The organism is Shewanella sp. 11B5 (genome assembly GCF_002836795.1).
GTDB lineage: Bacteria > Pseudomonadota > Gammaproteobacteria > Enterobacterales > Shewanellaceae > Shewanella > Shewanella frigidimarina.
Window position 1 is genome coordinate 1 of record NZ_PJAP01000414.1, and the last position, 5080, is coordinate 5080.

Here is a 5080-nt window from a genome sequence, read left to right on the forward strand (position 1 = left end):
TGCAAGTGGGTAAAAACCAACTACACCTAAACTAACGCCGGTAGCTCCGACATCGTAGCTTTTAGTATCGTAATTAGTCCATTCAGCACGTCCTAGATCACGATAACCTAATTCGATACCAATGTATTCGTTGAATAAATAACCGCCGAACAAGTCCCAAGCATATGGGTCATCTTCACCACATACTTTCATGGTTTTTTGGTCGCAGCTAGGTTCATAGTTATTGACGCCTACACCACCACCGATATACCAAGGTGTTAGTTCTTCTGCAGCTGATGCAGCAAAAGGCAACATAGAGGTGAGTAATACTACTTTTAATGTGTTCTTCATCATATATACATCCATTGTTATTTTACTCCACCAAATATGCATGTAACGGAGTTGTTATTGTCATGCATTACTGACGCTTAATGTGGTGTTTCTTTGTATTTTAGTCAGCGGCGCAATTATGGTCGGTAATTAGATGTTTTTCCATAGTAAAAAGGATTAATATTTTGTAATGGTTCACCATAGCACCTCATTAGCATACAGGGAGGCTATTAAAAATGTGAATAAAAACAGAAGGTAATGTTAATTATTTGGCTATATAAATGATTAGATTTATTTTGAAAATATTCTTAATATTTTTAATGAGTTACTCAAGTAACGGGGCTAGTTATTTTTTTTGAGCTATTAAAAAAAAATACGCCCAATTAGGACGTATTTTTACATCAGTGGTCGTTGTTAACGAGTCCACACCCAGTTTTCGATCTCTTCAGGGTCGACGCCGTTCGCTTTGATATAGTTTTTATGGTCTACCAAGCGTTGTAACATGTCGGTAGTGATGGTCACATGTTGTGATTCATCAATTACGCCTTGTTGGAATAACTTGTATGCCATATCAATCACTAGGTGGTAACGAGAAGTACCGTTACGCACGCCCATATCAAATGGAGTTGTAGTTGAACCTTCTTCTTCATAACCTTTGATGCGGAAGCGACGGTTACCTTTATAATCAAACACTAGCTTTTTGATGGTGTTTGGGTAGCCATGGTAGTTAAATACCACGCCTTTATCTTCAGTGAAGACTTCATCCATCATCCAAGGCTTGCTTTGGAACTTAAGGCTACCTAGGCCGCTGCTGTGAAGTTCTGACACACTCACAAAACGGATACGAACTCTTGGTAAAATCTCACGAATTAATACCAATGAAGCCATACATTCTTGCGTTGCATAGTCACCACAACCTGCAAGTACTACATCTGGGTTTTCATCAGAGGCGAAATCCCACACCATGATGCCATCTTTTGCTTGCTTACGGGCTTCATCCAGTGATAACCACTGTGGAAGAGACTTCTTACCAGCAACGATAATGTTCAGTTTATCGCGATCAGCATAAGCACGTTCAGTGTAAACCAAGGTGCTGTTAGCATCTGCTGGTAAATAAGCAGAGATAATGTTTGGGTGCTTCTCTAGCATAGCGCCAAGGAAAGACGGATTCTGGTGAGAATAACCGTTGTGATCTTGACGTTCTAATAATGAAGACAATACGACGTTACATGCAGGGATAGGCTTACGGAAATGGATGCCTTGGCTTGCATGAACATATTTACAGTATTGATCCGCCATTGATGACACTACTTGTGAGAAAGCCTCGTAGGTAGGGAACATACCGTGACGACCTGTTACTGTGTAACCATGTAGCATACCGAAAAGTAAATTTTCAGATAGCAGTTCAATCACGCGGCCATCGCGAGACATATCTTGATCCCAGCTTTCGATTGGCCACTGCCATGCGCGGTCGGTTTCTTCAAACACAGCTTGTAGTTGGTTTGAGTATGTTTCATCAGGGCTGAAGATTCGTAAGTTACGTTGATCGCGATTTAGTTTGAATGCATCACGCATCCACTCACCCATTTTCAACATTGAGAAACCACGTTGACCACGAGCTGTTTCTGAACCGTAACCCAATTTGTTTAAATCTGGATTTGCTAAAGCACGTACCACTTCACCGCCGTAACTTAGACGTTGACGACCACAACATAACTCTTTTGGTGGCATCAAAGACATAATGTCTTTATCAAATATCAATTCACCGCTTTCAGTGGTTTGCACTAATTCGTCAAACTTGTAGCTAGCCAACCACTTATCAAGTGCTTCAAGATGGCCTTTATCTTTGGCGCAGTTGCTCACAATAACTTGATGAGATTCGCAGTTACCTGCTAGTTTTTTGCCATCATATTCAGTGGTACCAGTCCAACCTTTTGCTGTTCTCATTAAAATAACTGGCCAGCGTGGTTTAACGACATCTTCGCCTGAACGTGCGCGACGTTGAATGTCATTGATCATGTCATATGACAAGTCCATTGCTGCAGTCATCTGTTCAAAAATATCGGTTTCCATTTCATCGTCAACGATGATTGGGTGATAACCAAGACCACGGAATTCTAAATCTAGCTCCTCATGGCTCATACGACCCATACGAGTAGGGCCAGAAATTTTGTAACCGTTAATATGTACGATTGGTAGCACTGCACCGTTGTTATCTGGTGAGACTAAACGGTTGGCATACCAAGATGCAGCTAATGGACCTGTTTCTGCTTCACCGTCACCAATTAAACAGGCGGCAATAAGATTTGGGTTATCTAATACAGAGCCCCAAGCAACTGAAAGTGAATAACCAAGCTCACCACCTTCTAGTATTTGACCTGGTGCTTCAGGGTTTGCGTGTGATGGATAACCATAAGCAGCTGAGAATTTTTTACAGATATCTTCGATACCCGTTTCTGTATAAGGTATGGTCTCTGGGTAGAAATGGCTTAATGAACCTTCTACAAATAAGTTAGCCTGTACTGCTGGGAAACCGTGGCCAGGACCAACAAGGTAAATGAATTCACGCTTATGCTTAACAATAAGACGGTTGACGTTAGCGTAAACAAAGTTGATACCAGGACATGTTCCCCAGTGACCAAGTAAACGAGGCTTGATGTCAGTATGTTGTAAAGGACGCTTAAAAAGTACGTTTTGCTTCAGGTAAATTTGCGATGTCGCCAAGAAGTTAGTCGCTCGTACGTATTTTTTTAGTGCAGTTATTTCATTTGAGTTAGTCATTGTGACCTCGATTAAAAGTGAAAATAATTATTTAACTTTCTTTGAGAACACTGTATCTGTAATTTAATTACAATAATGTGGCCTTTATCTAATTTTTGACGAGTCACTTTTAGTTTAGATCGCAATTTTGGCCAGTATGTCGATAATTACTTGAAATTTAATAACGATTTGCCAATGCTTTAAGCATAGAGCATTAATAATAGAAGTGATAAAGTGTGATGGATGTCACTTGTTGTTTTTTGTTTTATTTGTGTTGCTTCAAAGTGTTATTTACTTAGGCAATGTATCTGGTAGGTAACGTTGTTTTAGCATTCACTGTCCTTGATGATCTATACCTATTAATCCACCATCATTAGCTTTTATAATGGCGCCTTTATTTGGCACTTTTATTGGTTTTACCGTTTGACACATAGCAGCTTGCATATGAAGTGCCTGGTCTGTCCATTATGTGATTTAACATTCAGCGCAATAGCCTGATACAGAAAAATAACCTTATAACGGGGAAGATTAGACAATATGGCAATGTTAGAAACGATTATTAATTTCATGAATAGCCTGCTTTGGGGCAAGCTATTAGTTTATGGGCTGGTAGGTGCGGGATTATTTTTCACCATTCGTCTCGGTTTTATTCAAGTCACTCACTTTGTTCATGGCATTAAAGTATTGGCTATTAGCCGTCGCCCAGGTAAGCATGGCTTATCATCATTTCAAGTTTTTTGTACTAGCATGGCTGCGCGTGTAGGCGCCGGTAACATGGCCGGTGTGGCCGTTGCCATTGGTACAGCAGGACCCGGTGCTGTGTTCTGGATGTGGGCTATTGCGGTTCTCGGTATGGCAACCGCAATGATTGAGTCGACACTTGCGCAAGTCTATAAAGTGAAAGATGGTGATGGTCAGTACCGAGGTGGGCCTGCTTATTATATGGAGAAAGGTCTCGGTCAACGTTGGATGGGCGTGCTTTTCTCAATCTTTTTAATTCTAGCTTTTGGTTTAGTATTTAATGCTGTTCAAGCTAACACTATAACTGGTGCGATGACGCAAGTGTTTGGCTTTGAGCCCGTCTATGTTGGAATCGGCATTGTTATTTGCAGTGCCTTTGTCATCGTAGGAGGCCTTAAGAAGGTTGCTAAAGCGTCTGAGTTAATTGTGCCTGTGATGGCTATTGCTTATATTGCTATTGCTTTTGTCGTTGTGGGTATGAATATTGAAAAGTTACCCGACATATTCATGTTAGTTATTAACAGTGCATTTGGTTGGCAAGAAGCCGCTGCAGGTGGTGTTGCATTTAGTGTTTCACAAGCAATGCAAGCTGGTATTGCCCGAGGATTGTTTTCAAACGAAGCAGGTATGGGAAGTGCCGCTAACGTTGCGGCAAGTGCATCACCAAACCCTAACCACCCAGCATCGCAAGGTTTTGTGCAAATGATGGGCGTGTTTGTTGATACAATTGTTATTTGTACCGCAACAGCAGCGATTATTTTATTATCCGGTGATGCAGCCTCTAGCTCTGATGGTATTGCTAAAACTATTAGTGCATTAACCAGTCATGTAGGTGATTGGGGCGGGGCATTTATTGCTTTTGCTATTTTACTCTTTTGCTTTACATCTATTATTGCCAACTATTCATATGCCGAAACTAATGTCATGTTCTTGTCAGGCAATAGTAAAAAAGCCTTACCTATATTCCGTTTAGTGGTTTTGGGTATGGTGATGTTTGGTTCTCTTGCTAAAATTAGTTTGGTTTGGGATTTAGCTGATGTGTCGATGGGGCTAATGGCCATTGTTAACTTAGTGGCATTAGTCTTGTTGTCTGGTCTAGCGGTTAGAGTGATTAATGATTACCGTGAACAGATAGACGCCGGTATTGATCCTGTATTTGACACCAGTAAGTTTCCGGAATTAGCCGATCAATTAGAAGAAAAAATTTGGCCTAACTCAGCAGAGCCGGTCAAAAAATAATATTTACCTATTAAGGTAATCGAAAAAACCA

At 40.7% G+C, this 5080-nt stretch carries 3 protein-coding genes; 1 reads left to right on the forward strand and 2 read right to left on the reverse strand.

What is annotated here, in order from left to right; genetic code table 11:
• Together CXF78_RS09620 and CXF78_RS09625 are read right to left on the reverse strand one after the other, a co-directional pair.
• On the reverse strand, positions 1-333 hold a 333-nt coding region (locus tag CXF78_RS09620), incomplete at its 3' end, for an outer membrane beta-barrel protein (protein ID WP_180957101.1).
• 390 nt (positions 334-723) lie between these two features.
• Positions 724-3090: a phosphoketolase family protein gene (locus tag CXF78_RS09625; protein WP_011638346.1), complete on the reverse strand. Its 2367-nt coding sequence runs from the start codon at positions 3088-3090 to the stop codon at positions 724-726.
• A 522-nt stretch (positions 3091-3612) separates the two neighbouring features.
• Between CXF78_RS09625 and CXF78_RS09630 the strand changes: the two genes are divergently transcribed.
• Positions 3613-5049 carry an alanine/glycine:cation symporter family protein gene (locus CXF78_RS09630; RefSeq protein WP_041413660.1) on the forward strand — a complete coding sequence of 479 codons (1437 nt, stop codon included), beginning with the start codon at positions 3613-3615 and terminating at the stop codon, positions 5047-5049.
• The last annotated feature ends 31 nt before the right edge of the window (positions 5050-5080 follow it).

What these genes read in the sequence shown, in the direction of transcription:
- CXF78_RS09630 (WP_041413660.1), top strand. Translation starts at nt 3,613, where the DNA reads ATGTTAGAAACGATTATTAATTTCATGAATAGCCTGCTTTGGGGCAAG.
- CXF78_RS09625 (WP_011638346.1), bottom strand. Translation starts at nt 3,090, where the DNA reads ATGACTAACTCAAATGAAATAACTGCACTAAAAAAATACGTACGAGCG.